Origin of the sequence: Methylotenera sp., assembly GCF_036401095.1 — a bacterium.
Classification (GTDB): Bacteria; Pseudomonadota; Gammaproteobacteria; order Burkholderiales; family Methylophilaceae; genus Methylotenera.
In genome coordinates this window covers 123,792-144,221 of record NZ_DASWWA010000001.1, presented here as the reverse complement: position 1 = coordinate 144,221, position 20,430 = coordinate 123,792, and the positions used below count along the sequence as shown (strand labels likewise).

Here is a 20,430-nt window from a genome sequence, read left to right as displayed (position 1 = left end):
AAAATCTGCATCAATAGCGTTTACCAGCTGCCTGATGATTTAGCTATAAGACTCTATAGCTAAATCACATCAAAGCAAATCGGTTATACAGCCTGTACGCTAGAAATTGCGCTGCAGTGCTCATTACTCATTATGAGCTTCTTTATTTTTTAACTCTCCCGAGAACAGCGGGAACAATAAAGGCAGCAATAGCAAGGTGAAAATCGTAGCCGTGATTAAGCCGCCAACAATCACCACTGCAAACGGGCGCTGTGTTTCAGAGCCAATACCATGCGAAAGTGCTGCCGGCAACAAGCCCAAACCAGCCATTAGCGCGGTCATTAAAATCGGACGCAATCGCACAACTGCACCCTCCATCACTGCCTCTGCGACACTACGGCCTTCTAATAGCAGGTGGTTAAATTGCTCCAGCATAATCACGCCGTTTTGTACCGATATACCAGCTAAGGCGATAAAGCCCACAGCGGCCGAGATAGAAAGATGCAGTCCGGCCAAACCTAGCCCGGCAAACCCGCCAATTAAGCTGAAAGGTATCATCAATAACACCAGCAGTGCATTACGTACAGAGCGGAATGCGCCAAATAACACCACAAATATCAGCATTAGTGACAGCGGCACAATCACTTTAAGGCGCTTGATTGAGCGTTGCTGATTCTCAAATTGACCACCCCATGTCATGGTATAGCCGGGCGGCAGTTTGACTTGCTCCTTAACCTTGGCCATCGCCTCTTTCACGAAGCTACCTTGGTCACGATCAATTAAATTGGCCTTGATTGCCACGATACGAGAAACACCCTCACGCGCCACCCTAGATGCACCCTGCTTAATGGTAACATCGGCAACTTCACCCAGAGGAATAGTGCCTGCGTTGTTAGGTAATGCTATTGGCAACTCATTAATATCATCTAAAGAGTCGCGGTAGTCCCTCGCTAGTCTGAGCGTAACGTCGAAACGACGGTCACCATCATAGAAAGTGTTGGTCGTCGTGCCACCTAATGCGGTTTGCACAGAAGCATTCACGTCATTCACATTCATACCGTAGCGCGCCAGTTTCTGACGATCCAACGTGATATCAAGCTCCGAGTTACCTGAAATGCGGATAGCCGCGACGTCTGTAGCGCCTTTAATTGAATTAAGCACTGTGGCAACCTGGTCCGACTTTTCTTCCAGAACCGCTAAATCCGGACCGAAAATTTTGACCGATATCTCACCTTTTACGCCAGACAGGGCCTCTTCCACACTATCTTGAATCACTTGAGAGAAGTTAGTTGGAATGCCCGGAATCTGATGTATTTTCGCGGAAATGTCGGCAATCAGTGCCTCTTTATTACTAAACTTCCAAGTGTCTTTAGGCTTTAAGTCAGCCAAGATTTCAATATTATTGGGGCCTTTGGGGTCGGTACCGTCATCCGGCCGTCCTACATGGCTCACCACCAGGTTGATCTCTTTATAGCTAGTTAAAACATTACGAATATTACGTTCGATTTCTTTGGTTTTTTCCAAGCCGGTGGATGGTGGCATGCTGATAGTTAGCCAGATATTGCCCTCATCCAGTTTAGGCAGGAATTCTGAACCTAATAGCGGTGATAAAACCAGCGAAAGCACTAATAAAGACACCGATGCCAAGATAACTGGCAGGCGAATTTTAACTACTTTGAGCAAAACACTGCGGTACCACTCTTGGGTGTTATGCATCCATGTACTGTGCTTCTCTGCCATGTCCGTACGCTTCATTAAGTAAGACATCAGTGCAGGCACCAGCGTAAGCGTAAGCAAAATTGAGCCTAGTAAAGCAAAGCTTAAGGTAAAGGCCATAGGTGAGAAGATTTTGCCTTCCACACGCTGGAAAGTGAAAATTGGCAAGAAAGCCAAAATAATAATCACTTTTGAAAACAGAATAGGGCGCCCCATTTCGATTGCCGTATTTTTAAGCGTAGTGACGCGCCATGAATGCGTGCCATGATGTGGGAACTCATCTACTTTGGCTAGCGAGAGTTTCACCATCAGCGCCTCTACCAACACCACCGCACTATCGATAATAATACCGAAGTCCACCGCCCCCAGTGAAATCAAATTCGCCGAAACGCCGCGAATATCCATCACGATAAAAGCAAACAACAGCGATAACGGGATAACCGCTGCAACAATCAGCGCCGCACGCCAGTTGCGTAAAAAGATGATAAGAATAGCAACCACAAGCAGCGCACCAACAATCATGTTTTCAGTCACAGTGTGCACAGTGTGATGAATCAAGCTGGTACGGTCATAAAAAGGCCGAATTTTCACACCCTCGGGCAACTTAGCATTAACCTCGTCCACCTTGGCTTTTAAGGCTTCAATCACCTTCGCGGGGTTCTGGCCTTTGTTCATCAGCACAATGCCTTCAATCACATCATCCTGATTGTTAAAAGCCACGATACCTGAGCGGAAGCGGTTACCAATCACAACCTCGCCTACATCTTTGACCAAGATAGGCTTACCCGCACTCGATAAAATAACGGTGTCGGCAATATCATCCAACGAACGATATAAACCTAATGAGCGCACAACCAGCGATTCATCGCCGCGATGCATAAGACCGCCGCCCACATTGCTGCTGCCGTTATTAAGTGCTTGATTAACCAGATCGATGCTAATGCTGTACTTCTTAAGCAGATAGGGGTCCAGCTTGACTTGGTATTCTTTGACTGCACCACCAAAACTAGTAATGTCGGCTACCCCTGGCACTGTTCTCAGCACAGGAATAATCTGCCAATCCTGAATTGCGCGCACTTCGCGCTGTGGCATATCTTTCGGGGCATCGACTAGGAATCGATAAATTTCACCCACAGCGGTTGTAAGGGGTGCCAGCGTGGGTTGATACTCTGGTGGCAGATTGACGGCTTGCAGCTTTTCTAAAACTTGCTGGCGGGCAAAGTAGTCATCTGTCTTTTCAGAAAAAGTTAGCGTCACTACCGATAAACCGGTAATTGAAACTGAGCGCATTTGCGCTAAGTTCGGCACACCGCTCATGCCATGCTCAATCGCCAACGTCACAACGCGCTCAACCTCTTCGGGCGCTAGGCCCGGCACTTGCGTAACAATGCCAACGTGCACGTCCTCAACATCAGGAAAAGCCTCAATCGGCAGGTTCTGTACAGAGACTATCCCTGCGACCACGAGGATAAATGTTGCAATCAGTACGAAAGTACGTTGTTGCAGCGAGAAGGTAATAAGTTTTTCTAGCATTATTTACCCGCTGCCAACTCTGAATTAATCAAAATAGCGCCTTTGGTGACCACACGCTCACCTGCTTTGAGGCCGTCTTTAATGGTGGCGTAGTCTCGTCCTTGCAAATCTAGGGTGACACGGCGTTTCTGAATATGCCCATGACTGGTTTCAACGAATACGTAGCTGTATAAACCCTCTGTAATCAGCGCGCTATTAGGAATGCGAATCACCTTTTGCTGTGACATGCTAAGTGGGGTCACACGCGCATACATTTCCGGGCGTAGTTTGCCCTTGCTCTCTACCGAGCAGCGCACTTGAACGCGGCGGCTGACTGGGTCGAGCATAGTACCAATAGATTGGACTTTGCCCTGAAACTCCTCATCCGGATACGCATCCACCTTGATGCTTAAGGTTTGACCAACACTCACTTTGCTAAGATCGCGTTCAGGCAGATCAATCATTGCCCAAAGATGATCTGGGTTAGTAATTACAAATAGTGGGCTTGCTGCATCGGGACGGACTTCGTTGCCGAGATTAACCTGACGGTCAACTATCATGCCCGCCATCGGCGCTTTCAACGTAAAGCTCTCATTGCCAAAGGTTGCGTGATTAATGCCCAGATTATGTAAGCGTGATTTTGTACGTTCTGCCTCAGCTTGTGATTGCGCCATATCCGCCTGCGCAGATTCCAGCTCTTTGTGTGCAACTACGCCGCCATCCACAAGCACTTTACTGCGCTCCAAGGCCTTTCTTTTTAGGTCTAAATCCGCACTGGCTTTACGGTAGTCAGCAACTGCAGAGCCCATGTCAGGTGAGTCGATAGTTAAAAGCGGCTGACCAACTTTTACGCGATCACCCAATTGCGCATGAATTTTGATAGCGCGGCCTAATACAGGAGAGCTGATGCGTGAGGTGAAATTCTCGTCAAAACTAATCTTTCCATTCATAGGCTCGGTAGTGGAGGCAACCACCTCGGCAACAGTCTCAATTTTTAGATTAGCCTCTTGCGCAGAGTTTTCTTTCAGGATTACTTCATTTTCTTGCTTGGTGTGCTGAACTGGCGAAGGCTTAGGGCCGGCCATAGCAGTTGTTGGCAGCGTGAAGGAGGCCCCAACCAGTAGAATAGTGAGTAAAGAGCTGAGTCCGTGCTTCATGTGCTTCCCTTATTAATGCTTAATTTTGATTTTCTATTCTTGTGGCTGCCTGCCATGCCGCTAGGGCTTTTGCATAATCCGCGTGGGAGGTGGCAGCATCTAACTGTATTGCGCGCAGTACACGGCGTGCATCGAGTAAGTCGGTAATGCCTGTAGCGCCATGGCTATAAGCAAACTCAGCGGCATCTGCTGCTTTTTGTGCCTCAGTCAGAATTTGCGTGTCAAAGCGATTTACTTTCTCGACGGCTGCATTTAAATCTGCGCGTGCACGCGAGATTTCACTCACCGCAGATGCACGTGCCTGCTGCTTTGCCTCCAGCGCCGATGTAAGGTCAACTTCAGCACGGCTGATTTCGCCCTGATATTCGTAGTTAGTAAATAATGGAATGGTAATCGCAGCGCCAATGGTATTGGTGTCAGCACCTGGCATTTGCCCGGGGAAGCGTTGGTATTGCAGGGCAATATTCACATCCCGTGTTTTTAATGCATTGGCAAGACGTTGATTCTCTTCCGCTTGCTTGGTGCGCGCCTCCGCTGCCAATACATCCGGCCGCGCATCTATATCTTGCGGCGTGCTGATAGTCTGGCTAACTGTAGGCCAGCCATCTTGCGCATACAAACGTGCTGCCTCATTCTCTTGCCCCATCATATAGGCAAGATTAGCTTGCGCCTTTTCACGGTTTGCTTTGGCCTGACGCATATCATTTTGTATTTTTAGCAAGTCCACGCGCATTCTGGCAACGTCGCTAGCGGCAATATCGCCGACTTTTAATCTTAGCTCGGCAGCCTGAATGGTTTTTTCGTAGGCGGCACTATTACTCGCCAGAATTTTTTCGGCCTCTTGTGCTAACAGCAAGTCGTAATAAGCATCATTAAAACTCAGCAGCAATTGCCGCTCAGCGTCTTTTAAGTCGTAATTAGAGGCTTTGATGGCATTTTTAGCGGAGGCCATGCGTAGCTCACGCTTGTCACCACGCTCTATCAACTGGCTAATTTGCACGGTTGAGTTAAGAGTTTGATCCGACAGACTGTTGCTGCCGTTAGGGTTTTTATTGGCAGTTGAGCGATTAAGGTTAAAGCTGGCAACGCCCAGTGATAAATTAGGATTAGGCTTTTGTGAGGCCGTGATCGCGTCGGCTTCTGCGCCTTGCACCATGCGCTTAGCGGAAATTAACTCTTTATTATTTTCGTGAAATAAATGCTGGGCCGCTTCCAGAGTTAAATGAGTTAAATCAGCCTCAGCGTAGGCAACGGGGAGACTGCTCAAAAAACCGAGCACCAGAATATAGGCAACTTTTTTAAACATCGTTATTCGCTATAGTTATTTTTAGTCAGAACGTGAGGGGCATCTCGGGCTGTTTTAAAATATGCAGAACTTACAATTGACCACGCTGCGTAACAAAAATTCCGCAGACACATTAAGTTTAAATTTTAGATCAAATGCCTAGAATACAACCCAATCAAAGATAGTAGTGCAAAAACAATCCAGCAGTATATCTTATCTCCACCACTCTAATTATTACGAAATTATTATCCACCCTAGCCATTAATAACGAATTCTTCAAAATTCGCTACAACTACAGGCCGGCTAAAATAATACCCTTGGAAATAATCGCAGCCAAAATCTTTAAGCAGCTCGAACTGCTCAAGCTGCTCTACACCTTCTGCCACAATGTCACAATGGATGGTCTTGCCAACGGCAAGTACCATCTGAATAATCGCGGCATCGTTAGAATCGGTGAGCACATCATGCACAAATGACTGGTCAATTTTAATTTGTGTCACTGGTAGCTTCTTCAAGTAGACTAATGATGAATGCCCTATCCCAAAATCATCCAGCGCAATGTGCACGCCCATTTGCCTCAGAATGTTCATTTTATTGATTACATCATCCATGTTATCAATGACCGATGTTTCAGTCAGCTCTAGCTTAAGTAAAACCGGGTTAATCGCCGTTTTTGCCAAAATCTCTCGCAACTCTTGAACAAAATTAATGTATAAAAATTGCTTTGCACTGATATTTACCGAGAGCTTAATTTGGCCGAGGGCAGGGCTAGCCTCCCACTCCTTTAGTTGCTGACATGCTTGTTCCAGCACCCAACGCCCGATTTTAATAATAAGATTTGTTTTTTCTGCAATTGGGATAAATTCAACCGGGCTAATTTCGCCTAAGGTCGGGTGACTCCATCTTAGCAATACCTCAGCTGCCACCACTTGTTTAGCCACATTAACGATAGGTTGGTAATTGAGGTACAACTCTTGATTAACCAACGCTAAATTCAGCGCAGACTCTAATGCAAAGTTTTTTTCTATACTCTCTTGCGTTAATTGATCATAAAAACGATAGGTATTGCCGCCGCTGTCTTTTGATAAGTACATAGCGGTGTCAGCATGTCTTAGATGATCTTCAAAAGTGAGTGCATTATCATTGAATAAAGTAACACCGATACTGGCAGAGGTAGAGAACTCAAATAGGCTTAGGTAGTAGTTCTTATTTAGTTCGGCCAATAGCTTTTGTGCAATCTCGCTTACCTGCTGATAGGCAATACTGGCATTTTGGTCCAGACTTTCTAATATCACCACGAACTCATCGCCACTTAGCCGTGCAACGGTATCTCCGGCACGCACCGTATGCTGAATGCGATGCGCCACCTCAATTAGCAGCTGATCGCCTACATCATGGCCCTTGGTATCATTGAGTACTTTAAATTTATCTAAATCAATAAATAACAACGCGCAGTAAGTCTTGGACCGTTGCGCAATCGACATGGCGTGCTGATAGCGATCTGCGAGCAAGCGCCGATTGGGCAAACTGGTTAAGGCGTCATAATAAGCAAAGTTCTCGATTTCTTGTCTGGCTCTTTTCTGCTCGGAAATATCACGCACAAAACCAGTAACTAAAGACAAATTGGCATCTTTTAAGGCAGTTAGGGTTAATTCGATAGGAAACTCACTACCATCTGCACGCATCCCGACCAACTCGATACGCTGGTTAAAAATATGCGTCACGCCTGACATTTTATATTGCTGATGGCCTGCATGATGAGCGGCTCGGTAACGTACAGGGATAATCAGCTCAGACATTGGCTGGCCCAGCACATCCTCTTTTTTGTAGCCAAAAATGCGCTCGGCTGCCGGATTAAACTCAACTAATAACCCAGCAGAATCTATGGTGACAATCGCGTCAAATGCGCCGTCGATCACTGAGCGCAGCTTTTTATCATTTTTTTGTATGGTCATATGCGCTAAATTACGCTCGGACTGCAAAGCGGAAATTAATAGCATCGTCACCACCAGCGCCACCATAAACGTCCACAGCGAGAACACGCCCTCGCTTAAATCATGGCTGTAGAAATTACCGCTGCCCTGTGACGTTACCCAGACGGCTATGCTGGATAAGATAATTACAAAGAATGAGCCGCCGACCAAACCAAAGCTCATGGAGGCCCATATCAACATGGGCAAAATCACAAACATAGATAAAATAAACTGTTTGTTTAGATCTGGCACCGCACTTACGATGATGAGTTCAACGCAAACAAATAAGATAATCCATGCCAGCAACTGGTAGCATCTGTTATTACAAGTGAATGTGCCTTTTCTGCCTAGATTGAGCACTAGCGGTAATGCCAGCAGCACACCTAGACTATCCCCTAGCCACCAAATAAACCAGATACTAGATAACTTATCGACCGGCGCAAGCCCTGTAATATATAAACTGAACATTCCGCCAGTAGCGCACACTGACATGCCGATCAGCGCGACAGCAATCATCAGAAAAATGTCTTTTTGTTTATATAAATGATGATTAAAACGAAATTTTGGCAGCAGGTATGCAGCAAGCAAGGGGCCAAGCGTATTGGTAATTGCAATCAGAATGCTGGCAGAGAAGGGTAAAACCGTTAGTTCAACTAGAAACGATGCGATAAAGACAGCAGGAATGCTGACACGTCCCCAGCGCATGATAGCGCCGACAGCAATGCCGGTAGGAAGCCAAATCAAGGTGGCCACTGACTCTTTGTAGGGCACCATCAGCCCCAGTTTAGCGGTAGTAAAGTAAGCAAACGCTACTGCTAAAAAAGTTATTAACTTTCCTTTGAAAGTCAAAAAACGATATTTAGCAATAGCGTTTTGCATCACGTGCGCTTAGCTGATATCAAGTCCATCTTGCACCAGCTCGGCAGCACGGAGAACTGCTCGCGCCTTGTTCTGCGTCTCCATCCACTCGCTTTCAGGGACAGAGTCTGCCACGATGCCGGCACCAGCCTGCACATACAGCATATTGTTTTTAATTACACCGGTTCTAATCGCGATTGCAACGTCCATATCACCATTAAACCCTAAATAACCGACAGCGCCTGCATAAATACCGCGTTTGCTCGGCTCTAATTCGTCAATGATTTCCATTGCACGTACTTTAGGTGCACCACTCACGGTACCAGCAGGGAATGTGGCCTTAATCACATCAATCGCATCCATTCCCGGCTTGAGCTTGCCCTCTACGTTACTCACAATGTGCATCACGTGAGAGTAGCGCTCTATCATCATGTTGTCAGTCACTTTAACCGAACCCGTCACCGCAACACGGCCTACATCATTACGGCCCAAATCCATTAACTGTACGTGCTCTGCGCGCTCTTTCGGGTCTGCCAACAACTCTTCTGCCAGTGCAACATCCTGCTCACGTGTCTTACCGCGTGGACGTGTGCCGGCAATCGGCCGTGCAGTCACGGTACCATTCTCAAGGCGCACTAAAATTTCAGGTGAAGCACCCACCACGTGGTGGTCACCCATGTCGTAATAGAACATATAGGGAGACGGATTCAAGCTACGCAACGCGCGATACAGCGATAGCGGCGGCGCAGAAAATTTCTGTGACATGCGCTGCGATAACACCACCTGCATAATGTCACCATCCAAAATATACTGCTGGGCACGCTTAACAGCCGCTTTGAAATTATCCTCACCAAACTCTGAACTTGCCGTGGTTTTATCCATAGCAACAGACTTTGGAATGGTGACCGTGTTTCTTAACTTTTGTACCAGCTCATTTAAGCGTTGCTTAGCCTGCTCGTAGGCGCGTGGTGCCGCAGCATCGGCGTAGACAATAAAATAAAGCTTACCGCTTAAGTTATCCACCACAGCCAACTGCTCAGACACCATTAACAGCACGTCTGGCGTATCAATCGCATCAGGCTTTACATTATTTGCTAAGCGCTTTTCAATATAGCGCACGGTTTCGTAGCCAAAATAACCAGCTAAACCACCGGTAAATCTTGGTAAACCTTCATATGGGGGGGTCTTAAAGCGCGCTTGGAAGCTTTTCACAAAATCCAGCGGGTTGGTATTCTCAACACTTTCCACCACTGTGTCGCCATCCAATACTTGGATATTTTTGCCATGCGCCACAATGCGCATTTTTGCAGGTAAACCAATAATGGAATAACGACCAAACCGTTCACCGCCCTGCACAGACTCCAGCAAGTATGAAAAAGGCTGATTGGCAAGTTTTAAATAAAGTGAAAGCGGTGTGTCGAGGTCAGCAAAAGTTTCGAGTACGAGGGGAATGCGGTTGTAGCCCTGTGCTGCCAAGGCATTGAATTCATCTTGATTAATGGTATTTAACATAAGCTTCCTAAGACTATTATTTTCGTGTTCTTAAATATCGCATGCTACATCTGCGTGTATGCGCTGCGCTTCGTGCATTAGCGTTGCCAAGAGCCCCGCCAACTGGAAGAATCATTAAGAAACTTATCGTACAAATAATCGTCTGCGATGTGCTTCATATTAGAAGTTATGTTTAAAAATATTGCTAGGTTAATAAATTAAGTAAGTCGGGCAAATCGTAGATAGTGGCATCCACCATACTTTCGTCAATTGCCCTGCCTTGATTATACCCATAAGGCACAGTAACAATATAGCATCCTGCGGCGTGCGCGGCTACTACATCTGTATCAGAGTCACCCACCAGCATAGATTCGGTTTCCAACACATCTAACTTTTTACAGATATGATGCAATTGCATTGGGTCAGGTTTCTTTTTAGGTAACGTATCCCCAGAAACAACCACCTCAAAAAAATCGAGCATGCCGGTCGCGCCCAATATCGACAGTGTGAATTTTTCAGGTTTATTCGTGACACACGCCAGCTTAAAGCCTGTGCGCTTGAGCTGGTCTAAAGTCTCTAATGCGCCGTGATATGGCTGGCTGCTGGTCACATTCTGGGCATAATATTCAAAGAACAACGCCTGCGCTTCATTGAGTAAAGCGTCATCTGGCTCGGCTAGCGTGCCATTCGCTACGCAGCGTTTAACCAGCATTTGTGCGCCTTCACCGATATAACGCGCAATTTGCGCCGGTGATTTATTAGGTAAATTTAATGCATCCAGCATCTGATTTGCCGCATAGGCAATTTCAGGCGCAGTGTTCACCAATGTACCGTCAAGATCAAACATGACGGCTTTAACATTAAATCCCATGATGATTTACTTTAGTTTCAATGACGCTGATTTTAAAGCTAGATTTAACTGCAACACACCTATTTAAAAATACCTAGCCACTAAATATTTAGCAGCTAGGCATCTTAAATATACTGCATTTATTTTACTGTTGCTAAAGATGCACGCATTTCAGCTACTACTGTGTTGTAGCGATTTGCATCAGTATCTTTAGGTGATCCAAAAATTGCTGAGCCAGCAACAAAAGTATCAGCACCTGCGCGCGCAATTTCAGCGATGTTAGCAGCATTAACGCCACCATCTACTTCCAGCCAGATTTGACGACCGGTTTTTTCGTAGTAAGCGTCGATACGGGCACGTGCCAGTTTCAATTTTTCTAAAGTTTCTGGAATGAATTTTTGACCGCCGAAACCAGGGTTCACAGACATCAACAAAATCATATCCACTTTGTCCATCACGTGGTCTAAGTAGCTTAATGAAGTAGCTGGGTTGAACACCAAGCCTGATTTACAGCCTAAATCACGCACCATCGCCAAACTGCGGTCGATATGCTCAGAAGCTTCTGGGTGGAAAGTAATAATGTTTGCGCCTGCTTTTGCAAAGTCAGGAATAATACGGTCAACAGGTTTAACCATTAAATGCACATCAATCAACGCGCCTACTTTTTTTGCAGTTTCGCGAATTGCATCACATACTAATGGGCCAATGGTTAGGTTAGGCACGTAGTGGTTGTCCATTACATCAAAGTGCACGATATCTGTGCCTGAAGTAATTACGTCTTCAATCTCTTGACCAAGTTTGGCAAAGTTTGCAGAAAGAATACTTGGGGCAATTCTAAAAGTTTTATCCATGGCAATATCCATCAAATTAAATTTATTAATCAGTTTAAAGCGTTATTTTAACCTTATTTCATACTAATAAGATGATGCTTCTTGCTTAAGATAGTCCAATCCCTCAAAATTACACTTATGCAGTTATATGTTATAGGCGTGAACCACACAACCGCCCCCATCCAAATCCGTGAGCATGTCGCTTTTAACAGCGAACATCTAGGTAGCGCCCTGCGCGAGCTAACCCTGCACGACGCTGCAGAGGCGGCGATTTTATCTACCTGTAACCGTACCGAGCTTTACTGCAGCACGGACGACCCGCAAAAGGCGCTGGCCTGGCTATCGCAATATCATAAAATCGAACCAACTGAAATCGCACCTTATATATACACACTGCCGGACGACGAAGCAGTAAAACATGCGTTCCGCGTGGCTTCCGGCCTAGACAGCATGGTGCTGGGCGAGCCGCAGATTCTAGGTCAATTTAAGCAGTCGGTAAAAATTGCACAAGATGCCGGCACGTTGGGCACCTTGCTACACAAGTTATTCCAGCGTACATTTGAAGTGGCAAAAGAAGTACGTACCAACACCGATATCGGTGCCAATTCCATTTCGATGGCAGCCGCAGCGGTCAAGCTGTCGCAGCGTATTTTCGGCGATATCAGCGAGCAAAAAGTGTTGTTTATTGGCGCCGGAGAAATGATAGAACTGTGCGCCGACCACTTTGCGGCACAAAAACCAAAAAGCATGACCATTGCCAACCGCACCATTGAACGCGGCTCCAATTTGGCACAAAAAATTAATGGTGAAGCCATACTCCTTAATGACTTACCCGCGCATTTTGCCAATTTTGACATTGTCATCACCTCCACTGGCAGCACTCTGCCTATTATCGGGCTGGGCATGGTAGAAAGCGCCATTAAAGCACGCCGCCACCGCCCGATTTTTATGGTCGACTTAGCCGTACCGCGCGATATTGAGCCTGAAGTTGCTGAATTAGATGACGTGTTCTTATATACGGTAGATGATTTAGAACAAGTGGTGTCTGACGGTATTGAAAATCGGCAGACTGCCGCAGTTGAAGCAGAAATGATAGTAGAAACACGCGTTGAAAACTTTATGCAGTGGTTTAAAAAGCGCGATGCAGTCCCCACCATTAAAGCACTGCGCGACCAAGCCGAGCATATGCGCAAGGCCGAGCTGGATAAAGCCTACAAACTGCTGCAAAAAGGTGAGGCCCCGGAAAAAGCGCTAGAAGCATTAAGTGTGGCGCTCACCAATAAATTCCTGCACGCACCTAGCCATGCCTTAAACAAAACGCATGGCGACGAGCACGCCAAACTAGAAGAGATTCTAAAAGATTTATATCAGATTAAAAGTTAAGCAGTATTACTTGAGAAATAAACAATGAAACCAAGCATGATTACCAAGCTCGCAAACTTAAGCGAGCGTTTAGATGAAATTGACCGTTTAATGAGCAGTGAAGGCATCACTGACAACATGGACAACTATCGCAAACTAACGCGCGAACATGCAGAAATAACGCCTATTGTGGAGCAATACCGCGCGTTTGAGCAGGCCGAGGCCGACATCAACGAAGCACAAACCATGCTGAATGACCCGGAGATGAAAGCGTTTGCACAGGAAGAAATTGAAGCCGGCAAAGCCAAACTAGAGTCAATTGAGGCAGCGCTGCAAACCTTGCTACTGCCTAAAGACCCGAATGATGAAAAGAACATCTTCCTAGAGATCCGCGCCGGCACTGGCGGTGATGAGTCTGGCTTATTTGCCGGCGATTTATATCGCATGTACTCTCGCTACGCAGAGCGCCAAGGCTGGAAAGTAGAAGTAATGTCAGCCAACGAAGGTGAAATGGGCGGTTACAAAGAAATTATCGCCAAAATTGAAGGTTATGGCGCCTATTCAAAACTGAAATTTGAAAGTGGCGGCCACCGCGTGCAACGCGTGCCGGACACTGAAACACAGGGCCGCATTCATACCAGTGCTTGTACCGTGGCGATATTGCCAGAAGCGGATGAAGTGTCTGATGTGACCATCAACCCGGCAGATGTGCGTATCGATACGTTCCGAGCTTCTGGTGCTGGTGGTCAGCATATTAACAAAACCGATTCAGCGGTACGCCTCACCCATGCACCTACCGGCATTGTGGTGGAGTGTCAGGAAGGCCGTAGCCAGCACGCTAACAAAGCGCAAGCTTTTGCCGTACTTGCTGCGCGCATTAAAGCCAAGCAAGTGGACGAACAGCAAAGCAAAATCGCCAGCGAGCGTAAAAGCTTAATCGGCAGTGGCGACCGCTCAGAGCGTATCCGCACTTACAACTACCCGCAAGGCCGCATTACGGACCATCGTATCAACCTGACCTTGTACAAAATCGACGCGATTACCGAAGGGGATATGGACGAGCTAATTGGCGCACTGGCAGCTGAGCATCAGGCAGACTTACTGGCCAGCTTGGGTGAAGACAATTAACAGCGAAAACAACTAATTGACGCAAACTGTTCGCAGCACATGGGTAGGCGCTCAACAGCGCCTGATTCAGGAGTTAGCATTAGATACTGGTGATGCAAAGTTTGAGGCGCAACTCCTGCTACAACACACACTCGAAGTAAACCGTGCGTGGCTGCTGGCGCACGAGCACGACACGCTACCTAGCAAGAGTGACACTGACTTTGAGGCCTTGCTGACGCGCCGCCTACTGGGCGAACCGGTTGCCTACATTTTAGGCTGCCGCGAGTTTTATGGACTAAACCTCACGGTTACGCCGGACACACTAATCCCGAGGCCAGACACCGAAACACTGGTAGAAGCCGCGTTAGAAAAAATCCCTACCGATGCAAACTGTACGATTCTGGACCTAGGCACCGGCACTGGCGCCGTGGCACTGGCGATTGCCAAGCATCGCCCACACGCACAGGTAACGGCAGTTGACGCATCCCATGCCGCACTGCGTATAGCTGAACACAACGCTAAGCAATTAGGCTTAGCGCATGTTAACTTTAGTTTAGGCCACTGGTTTTCAGCAGTAGAAGGTGAGCGATTTAACCTGATTGTCAGCAATCCGCCCTATATTGAGCAGCATGACCCGCACCTAAGCCAAGGGGATTTAAGGTTTGAGCCCATGTCCGCACTCGCTTCCGGCGCAGATGGTCTGGATGATATCCGCGAGATTATCGCGCACAGCTTGATTCACCTACTACCACAAGGCTGGCTGATGCTAGAGCACGGCTACAACCAGGCGCAGTTAGTGGCAGATTTAATGGCAGAAAGTGGCTTCGTCGATATTAAAACCATCCAAGACCTAGGTGGCAACGACCGCGTAACCATAGGCAAGAACCCACTTATAGTGAGCACTCACTGGGACTAGCAACCTTACACTTAGGCAACTGCAACAACACCCAATAACAGCTAACTTAAAAATTGCACTGGCATTCAAACCCTCACTTGCACGCCCTGCACCTGAACAAACGAGCTAAGTGAATGTCTGAAACGATAAGCACCACACCTCATGAAGGCGCACGGATCACATGCCTGAACCACTTATCTTATTAGCCTACACCAGCGTTGCAACGCACCCGATGACGCACGATGAGCTGTTATCACTACTAGACTCAGCACGCAGCTGCAACCAGCGCCATAACATCACCGGCATGCTACTGTATATGGATGACTGCTTTTTTCAAGTGCTGGAAGGTGAGGAGCACACTGTTGATGCCTTATACGAAAAAATCTGCCAGGACAAACGCAACCACCACGTGGTGAAGCTGATTAGAGAGCATATCACCCAGCGTAGCTTCACTGAGTGGACCATGAGCTATGAACATGTCACACGTGAAGAAATGGCATCTTTCACCGGCTTGACCGATTATCTTGACCAAGACCACCCAGGATTTAACGGCATGGCAGCGGGTCGCGCGCGCTTTTTGATTGAGTCATTTAAGGATGGTCTATGGCATCGCCACGACCTAACACAACAAAAATTTATACACATCGGTAGATAGCGCATTTGCAACATAAACTTTTGCAGTGCGGCATAGTATAATCAAACTATGTCTGAAAATAACTCTATCGGCATTGTTGCCCCACAAACTGCATCTTTTAGCGAGCCGCTCACCCTTAAAAGCGGCGCAGTGCTAGCGCAATTCAATCTGGTTTACGAAACCTACGGCACCTTAAATGCCAACAAGTCCAACGCGGTGCTGATTTGCCATGCGCTATCAGGCACGCACCACGTGGCAGGTAAGTATTCGGAACAAGACAAATATCCAGGCTGGTGGGACAACTTAGTAGGCCCCGGCAAACCGCTAGATACCAATAAATTTTTTGTAATTGGCGTTAACAACTTAGGCGGCTGTCATGGCAGCTCTGGCCCAGTGAGCACCAACCCTGCAACCGGTAAACCATGGGGCTCTGCATTCCCTATCGTTACCGTTGAAGACTGGGTAAACTCGCAAGCACGCTTGTTAGACCAACTTAGCATTACGCAACTGGCAGCAGTCATTGGCGGCAGCCTTGGCGGCATGCAAGCACTGCAATGGACCATTGCTTACCCGGAGCGGGTACGCCACGCTTTAGTGATTGCCTCTGCGCCCAACCTAACTGCACAGAATATAGCGTTTAACGAAGTAGCACGTCAGGCCATTATCACAGACCCTGAGTTTCATGGCGGCGACTACTATGAACATGGCGTGGTGCCGCGCCGCGGCTTGCGCATTGCACGCATGCTAGGCCACATTACCTACCTAAGCGATGACGCGATGGGTGAAAAATTTGGCCGTAAACTGAAAGACGACATCAAATACGGCTTTAATGTTGAGTTTGAAATGGAGTCTTACCTACGTTACCAAGGCGACAAGTTTGCAGGTGAGTTTGATGCAAACACCTATTTGCGCATGACGCGCGCCTTAGACTACTACGACCCGGCACTGGCTTACGATGGCGACTTAAGCAAAGCGCTTAGCCAGACCCAAGCCAAGTTCCTAGTATTGTCATTCACCAGCGACTGGCGCTTTTCACCAGCGCGCTCACGCGAAATCGTAAAAGCGCTGCTCGATAACGAAAGCACCGTCAGCTACGCAGAAGTTACTGCTGCTCACGGCCATGATGCATTCTTAATGCCAGATAAACATTACCACGCTATTTTGCGTACCTATTTAGGCAACATTGAAGTTGGTGGCAACCATGCAGAATAATGTAAATATTACAAAAAATGTCACCCAATACCGCCAAGATTTTGCGATTATCGCAAACTGGGTGAAATTTGGCAGCAAAGTACTGGATTTAGGCTGCGGCGATGGTGAGTTATTACAATTTTTACGCAGCTCATTAGAGATTAAAGGTTATGGCGTAGAAAAAGATGACACCAACCTGATTGCCTGCGTTAAAAATGGTATCAACGTGATTCAAATGGACTTAGAAGACGGCTTATCCGGCTTTGAAGACCAGTCATTTAACACCGTGATACTCTCGCAAACCCTGCAAGCCATGCATAACACAGAAGAAATTGTGCTGGAAATGCTGCGCGTAGGTAAAGAGATCATCGTGACATTCCCCAACTTCGGTTATTGGCGTAACCGCATGCAAATCACGGCAGGGCGCATGCCGGTTTCTAAAGCACTGCCGTACCAATGGTACGACACGCCTAACGTGCATTTATGCACGATTAACGACTTTGATTACTTCTGCCATCATCACAATATTGAGATTTTAGAGCGCCGCGTCATTACCGACGGCAAAGAAGTGAGCTTCATGCCTAATCTGCTGGGCAGCTTAGCAATGTACCGCTTGAAATCCAAGTAATTATTTTGCAAACCATCGCCCAGCCAACCATCCGCCAATCGCTTATGAGCAAAAAAATGCTCATCTGCGTATTCACCGGCTTTAGCTCGGGGCTACCGCTATTTATTTTAATCAGCCTGTTACCGGCATGGTTGCGCTCCGAGGGAGTAGACCTGAAATCCATAGGCTTATTTGCATTAATCAGCCTACCCTTTACCTGGAAGTTTCTGTGGGCACCGCTGTTTGATCGCTTCACGCCACCACTAGGGCGCCGTCGCGGCTGGCTGGTAGTCTGGCAGGTGTTATTACTGCTGTCGATTCCCGCATTCGGCGCCTTTAACCCCAAGTTTGATATATGGAGCATTGCCTACCTAGCCACAGTCGTGGCCTTTTTTAGCGCATGCCAAGATATCGTGCTAGACGCCTACCGCCGTGAACTGCTGATAGATGCAGAGCTAGGCCTAGGCAACGCCGTGCATGTGAACGCTTATAAAATTGCAGGCTTAGTGCCAGGCTCGCTATCACTGATTCTTGCAGACCATATGCCGTGGAGTAGCGTATTTACCATTACCGCACTATTTATGCTGCCCGGACTAGTGATGACGCTGCTAGTGACGGAGCCTGCATTAAAGTATGGCGCACCCAAAACCTTGCGCGCCGCGATTGTGGAGCCATTTAAAGAGTTTATTGAACGCAACGGTTTAAAGTCAGCATTGTTTATCCTGGCGTTTATCTTTCTGTACAAACTTGGCGACAGCATGACCACCGCGCTCGCCACGCCGTTTTATTTAGACATGGGCTATAGCAAAACTGAAATTGGCTTAATCGCCAAAAATGCAGGGCTATGGCCTAGCGTGCTAGGTGGCTTAATCGGCGGGCTGTGGATGATTCGGCTCGGCATCAATAAATCATTATGGATTTTTGGCGCAGTACAAATGCTGGCCATCTTAGGTTTTGCCTGGCTAGCAGACGAAGCAAGCAACCCCGCCGCATTCAATGCCAGCTTTGAGCTGGAGGCATTTGGTGCCAACCTCATATTGCAAGAACGTTTGCTATGGCTGGGCATGGTAATCGGGGTAGAGGCGCTGGGGGTAGGGCTGGGCACCGCGGCATTTGTGGCCTACATTGCCAAAACCACACACCCGCTGTACACCGCCACCCAGTTTGCACTGTTTACCAGCCTAGCTGCAGTACCACGCACGTTTGCCAATGCTGCAACCGGCTATATGGTGGAAAGCATGGGCTGGCGCGACTTCTTTATGCTCTGCTTTATTATTGCCATCCCCGGCATGCTGTTACTGCTAAAAATTGCCCCCTGGCATGAAACAGCAAAAGAGCTTAAAGCCAACCATTAATCACTGATGCAGAGCGCCCGTTAAGGGCATGTCAGCCGAATATATGCGCTAAAGCGCATAGAGCGAAGAAGCCTAGCTAGTTGCGCTACGCAGCGAGGCGATGAGTACCGCGTAACGAAGCAATTAACTTACGTAGTGACTTACTCCGCGCTTCCTTACGCGTAATCTATGATTAAAGGTGCATGATCGCTAAAGCGCTCATCCTTATACACACTGGTTGCTACCGCTTTAGCTGCCAAAACTGGCGTTGCAATTTGGTAATCAATACGCCAACCCACATTCTTTGCCCATGCCTGACCGCGATTACTCCACCAGGTGTAACAAGCATCCGTGGTGTCCGGATGCAATGTACGGTAAACATCTACCCAGCCCATTTCGTCAAACAACTGTGTCAGCCATGCACGCTCTTCAGGCAGAAAGCCCGAGTTCTTGCGGTTACCTTTCCAGTTTTTCAGGTCCGCCTCTTTGTGCGCAATATTCCAGTCGCCGCAAATCACCACATCACGTCCGCTTTGCACCAGCGCCTGCAATTGCGGCATAAAGCGTTCCATCACGCTAAACTTAAAGGCTTGACGCTCCTCACCGCTAGAGCCCGAGGGCAGGTACAGTGACACCACGCTCAAATTGCCAAATCTGGCCTCAAGATAACGCCCCTCACTATCGATATCCGCAATCCCCAAGCCCTCAATAACGCTATCGGCTTTAGTCTTTGCATAAATGCCAACACCGCTATAGCCTTTTTTCTCTGCATAATGGAAATAGCCGTAATAACCTTCAGGATTCAGCATTTGATCAGTCATATCACCAGCTTGCGCTTTGATTTCCTGCATGCATATGACATCCGCATCTTGTGTTTTGAGCCATGCATACAAACCTTTGTTAGTTGCAGAGCGAATGCCATTTAAATTTAACGATATAATCTTCAAAACTTCATTCCAAATAATTAACAGAAACTATCATGACCCAACCACTCGATCAATTCAGGCAAGATTTTATCGCATTTGCAATCCAAAAAGAGGTTTTAAAATTCGGTGAGTTTAAAACCAAAGCCGGCCGATTAAGCCCTTACTTTTTTAATGCCGGTTTATTTAACGATGGCGAAAGCCTGATGAAGCTGGGCGAGTTTTACGCACAAGCCATTAAAAACTCAGGTATTGAGTTCGACATGTTGTTTGGTCCAGCTTACAAAGGCATTACGTTAGCGGCAAGTATTGCCATCGCACTTGCCAAAGATGGTCACAATGTACCTTACGCTTACAACCGCAAAGAAGCCAAAGACCATGGCGAAGGCGGCGTGATTGTAGGTAGCCCGCTTAAGGGTCGAGTTCTCATCATCGATGATGTGATTTCAGCAGGCACCTCAGTGCGTGAATCTGTAGAGCTTATCAACGCCTGTGGCGCTACTGCTTGCGGCGTGGCCATTGCCATCGACAGGCAAGAGAAAGGCCTGGGCGAGCTTTCAGCAGTGCAGGAAGTCATCAATAGCAACAAAATACCGGTATGTGCGATTGCCAATTTAAACGATCTTTTAGCCTATTTACATGACAAAACCGAAATGGCGCAGAATTTGCATGCGGTTGAAGCATATCGACAAAAATATGGCGTCATTTAGTATCCTGGTTAGATAA

General features: G+C 47.3%; 16 protein-coding genes. 8 read left to right on the top strand and 8 right to left on the bottom strand.

The features are described 5' to 3' along the window. Positions 1 to 123 precede the first annotated feature (123 nt). The 7 genes from VGD82_RS00615 to rpe all read right to left on the bottom strand — a co-directional run bounded on the left by VGD82_RS00615 (position 124) and on the right by rpe (position 11,672). Entirely contained in the window at positions 124 to 3,228 is a 3,105-nt protein-coding gene (locus VGD82_RS00615) for a CusA/CzcA family heavy metal efflux RND transporter (RefSeq protein WP_331018539.1), read from the bottom strand. Next, on the bottom strand, positions 3,228 to 4,364 hold the full coding sequence (locus VGD82_RS00610) for an efflux RND transporter periplasmic adaptor subunit (protein ID WP_331018538.1): 1,137 nt from the start codon (positions 4,362 to 4,364) through the stop codon (positions 3,228 to 3,230). Before VGD82_RS00610 ends, VGD82_RS00615 begins: the two co-directional genes overlap by 1 nt. Positions 4,365 to 4,383: 19 nt before the next feature. Then, positions 4,384 to 5,670 carry a TolC family protein gene (locus tag VGD82_RS00605; protein WP_331018537.1) on the bottom strand — a complete coding sequence of 429 codons (1,287 nt, stop codon included), beginning with the start codon at positions 5,668 to 5,670 and terminating at the stop codon, positions 4,384 to 4,386. 233 nt (positions 5,671 to 5,903) lie between these two features. After that, positions 5,904 to 8,501: a bifunctional diguanylate cyclase/phosphodiesterase gene (locus VGD82_RS00600; protein ID WP_331018536.1), complete on the bottom strand. Its 2,598-nt coding sequence runs from the start codon at positions 8,499 to 8,501 to the stop codon at positions 5,904 to 5,906. Between the two features lie 9 nt (positions 8,502 to 8,510). Further along, a complete protein-coding gene (gene trpE / locus VGD82_RS00595; protein ID WP_331018535.1) occupies positions 8,511 to 9,992 on the bottom strand; it encodes an anthranilate synthase component I in 1,482 nt (493 codons plus the stop codon). 184 nt (positions 9,993 to 10,176) lie between these two features. After that, the gene (locus VGD82_RS00590) at positions 10,177 to 10,842 is read right to left on the bottom strand and encodes a phosphoglycolate phosphatase (RefSeq protein ID WP_331018534.1); all 666 of its coding nucleotides are present in this window, start codon (positions 10,840 to 10,842) and stop codon (positions 10,177 to 10,179) included. Positions 10,843 to 10,961: 119 nt separating this feature from the next. After that, entirely contained in the window at positions 10,962 to 11,672 is a 711-nt protein-coding gene (gene rpe, locus VGD82_RS00585) for a ribulose-phosphate 3-epimerase (protein ID WP_331018533.1), read from the bottom strand. 117 nt (positions 11,673 to 11,789) lie between these two features. On the opposite strand from rpe, the gene hemA reads away from it, so the two are divergent. The 7 genes from hemA (at position 11,790) to VGD82_RS00550 (ending at position 18,802) form a co-directional block, all read left to right on the top strand. After that, positions 11,790 to 13,034, top strand: a complete 1,245-nt coding sequence (gene hemA, locus VGD82_RS00580; RefSeq protein ID WP_331018532.1) for a glutamyl-tRNA reductase — start codon at positions 11,790 to 11,792, stop codon at positions 13,032 to 13,034. A gap of 24 nt (positions 13,035 to 13,058) precedes the next feature. Next, positions 13,059 to 14,141 (top strand): peptide chain release factor 1, encoded by a 1,083-nt coding sequence (gene prfA, locus VGD82_RS00575; protein WP_331018531.1) that lies wholly within the window; start codon positions 13,059 to 13,061, stop codon positions 14,139 to 14,141. A 16-nt stretch (positions 14,142 to 14,157) separates the two neighbouring features. Beyond that, positions 14,158 to 15,036, top strand: a complete 879-nt coding sequence (gene prmC, locus VGD82_RS00570; RefSeq protein WP_331018530.1) for a peptide chain release factor N(5)-glutamine methyltransferase — start codon at positions 14,158 to 14,160, stop codon at positions 15,034 to 15,036. Positions 15,037 to 15,196: 160 nt separating this feature from the next. Then, complete coding sequence (locus VGD82_RS00565) at positions 15,197 to 15,670, top strand: BLUF domain-containing protein (protein WP_331018529.1); 474 nt, start codon at positions 15,197 to 15,199, stop codon at positions 15,668 to 15,670. Positions 15,671 to 15,718: 48 nt separating this feature from the next. Further along, positions 15,719 to 16,861 carry a homoserine O-succinyltransferase MetX gene (gene metX / locus VGD82_RS00560; RefSeq protein ID WP_331018528.1) on the top strand — a complete coding sequence of 381 codons (1,143 nt, stop codon included), beginning with the start codon at positions 15,719 to 15,721 and terminating at the stop codon, positions 16,859 to 16,861. Beyond that, complete coding sequence (gene metW, locus VGD82_RS00555; protein WP_331018527.1) at positions 16,851 to 17,468, top strand: methionine biosynthesis protein MetW; 618 nt, start codon at positions 16,851 to 16,853, stop codon at positions 17,466 to 17,468. Before metX ends, metW begins: the two co-directional genes overlap by 11 nt. Before the next feature lie 44 nt (positions 17,469 to 17,512). Further along, on the top strand, positions 17,513 to 18,802 hold the full coding sequence (locus tag VGD82_RS00550) for an AmpG family muropeptide MFS transporter (RefSeq protein ID WP_331018750.1): 1,290 nt from the start codon (positions 17,513 to 17,515) through the stop codon (positions 18,800 to 18,802). Positions 18,803 to 18,957: 155 nt separating this feature from the next. Here VGD82_RS00550 and VGD82_RS00545 read toward each other — a convergent pair whose 3' ends face one another. Next, the gene (locus tag VGD82_RS00545) at positions 18,958 to 19,728 is read right to left on the bottom strand and encodes an exodeoxyribonuclease III (RefSeq protein WP_331018526.1); all 771 of its coding nucleotides are present in this window, start codon (positions 19,726 to 19,728) and stop codon (positions 18,958 to 18,960) included. 32 nt (positions 19,729 to 19,760) lie between these two features. Here VGD82_RS00545 and pyrE point away from each other — a divergent pair, with 32 nt between their 5' ends. Beyond that, on the top strand, positions 19,761 to 20,414 hold the full coding sequence (pyrE, locus tag VGD82_RS00540) for an orotate phosphoribosyltransferase (protein ID WP_331018525.1): 654 nt from the start codon (positions 19,761 to 19,763) through the stop codon (positions 20,412 to 20,414). The last annotated feature ends 16 nt before the right edge of the window (positions 20,415 to 20,430 follow it).

Coding starts and splice junctions, on each gene's coding strand:
- VGD82_RS00615 (WP_331018539.1), bottom strand. CDS start 3,228: ATGCTAGAAAAACTTATTACCTTCTCGCTGCAACAACGTACTTTCGTA.
- VGD82_RS00610 (WP_331018538.1), bottom strand. CDS start 4,364: ATGAAGCACGGACTCAGCTCTTTACTCACTATTCTACTGGTTGGGGCC.
- rpe (WP_331018533.1), bottom strand. CDS start 11,672: ATGGATAAAACTTTTAGAATTGCCCCAAGTATTCTTTCTGCAAACTTT.
- trpE (WP_331018535.1), bottom strand. CDS start 9,992: ATGTTAAATACCATTAATCAAGATGAATTCAATGCCTTGGCAGCACAG.
- metW (WP_331018527.1), top strand. CDS start 16,851: ATGCAGAATAATGTAAATATTACAAAAAATGTCACCCAATACCGCCAA.
- pyrE (WP_331018525.1), top strand. CDS start 19,761: ATGACCCAACCACTCGATCAATTCAGGCAAGATTTTATCGCATTTGCA.
- VGD82_RS00550 (WP_331018750.1), top strand. CDS start 17,513: ATGAGCAAAAAAATGCTCATCTGCGTATTCACCGGCTTTAGCTCGGGG.
- prfA (WP_331018531.1), top strand. CDS start 13,059: ATGAAACCAAGCATGATTACCAAGCTCGCAAACTTAAGCGAGCGTTTA.
- VGD82_RS00605 (WP_331018537.1), bottom strand. CDS start 5,670: ATGTTTAAAAAAGTTGCCTATATTCTGGTGCTCGGTTTTTTGAGCAGT.
- metX (WP_331018528.1), top strand. CDS start 15,719: ATGTCTGAAAATAACTCTATCGGCATTGTTGCCCCACAAACTGCATCT.
- hemA (WP_331018532.1), top strand. CDS start 11,790: ATGCAGTTATATGTTATAGGCGTGAACCACACAACCGCCCCCATCCAA.
- VGD82_RS00590 (WP_331018534.1), bottom strand. CDS start 10,842: ATGGGATTTAATGTTAAAGCCGTCATGTTTGATCTTGACGGTACATTG.
- VGD82_RS00600 (WP_331018536.1), bottom strand. CDS start 8,501: ATGCAAAACGCTATTGCTAAATATCGTTTTTTGACTTTCAAAGGAAAG.
- VGD82_RS00565 (WP_331018529.1), top strand. CDS start 15,197: ATGCCTGAACCACTTATCTTATTAGCCTACACCAGCGTTGCAACGCAC.